This window comes from Salinimicrobium oceani (genome assembly GCF_012037645.1).
On the sequence record NZ_JAAVJR010000073.1, the window covers coordinates 1 to 865 of the forward strand.

Annotated in this window: 2 protein-coding genes; one reads left to right on the forward strand and one right to left on the reverse strand. The window is 42.3% G+C overall.

The features are described from left to right. On the reverse strand, nt 1-536 hold a 536-nt coding region (locus HC175_RS15450; RefSeq protein WP_168139348.1), incomplete at its 3' end, for a sodium:calcium antiporter. 172 nt (nt 537-708) lie between these two features. Here HC175_RS15450 and HC175_RS15455 point away from each other — a divergent pair. Further along, on the forward strand, nt 709-865 hold a 157-nt coding region (locus HC175_RS15455), incomplete at its 3' end, for a BlaI/MecI/CopY family transcriptional regulator (RefSeq protein WP_168139349.1).

An 865-nucleotide genomic window follows, 5' to 3' on the forward strand; every position in this document is an offset into this window, starting at 1 on the left:
GCCAGCCCACCGATAACAAGCCAGAGGATAGTTTTAAAAGTAGAGGCGACTTTAAGATTGGGATCGATCTCTTCTGCCACTTCATCGGGCTTATTGCGGGCACGGCGGATGAGGAAGAAGAGATAAAAAATTATAGCTCCCAGGAGAAAGAGCCCCTCCCGGCGGGAAAGCACATCTTCTGAAGAAAGGAAAAAATAGAGTGCCAGGGAAAAGAGCATCATAATTGGCCAGTTGAACCTTACAAAGTCCCGGTCGATAAGCAAGGGTGAGATCATTGCAGTGATTCCCAGTACCAGTCCAATATTTGCAATGTTGGATCCTATAACGTTCCCAAGAGACATGTCTGAATAGCCGCCGAGTGCGGCCTGTAAACTCACCAGTAATTCGGGTGCCGAGGTAGCGAAGGAGACCACAGTAAGGCCAATCACCATCCGGGAAAGATCCAGTTTTAGGGAAATTGCAACAGAAGACCGAACCAAAAATTCACCTCCCACGACCAACAAAACAAAACCAATAATAATAAAGAGAACGCTCATTAAATCTTTTTTTGCGAAGATAGAAGTTTCTCGAAGAATGCGGAGATTTCAGCCTTTTTGGAGGGGTTAATAAAATCCTAAAGCCAAAGAGAAAAAAACAACTATAAAAACAGTTGTAAAACGAATTTTATAGTTATGTTTGTGTTGACCAAAAGAACATTAAATAGGGAGAATGGAAAAACTTACCAACAAAGAAGAAGAGATCATGAGGATCTTATGGGATCTCAAAAAGGCTTTTGTTAAAGAGGTCATTGCTGAACTCCCTGATGAAAACTTGCACTATAATACGGTGTCAACGATCATCAGAAACCTGGAGGAGAAAGGATACG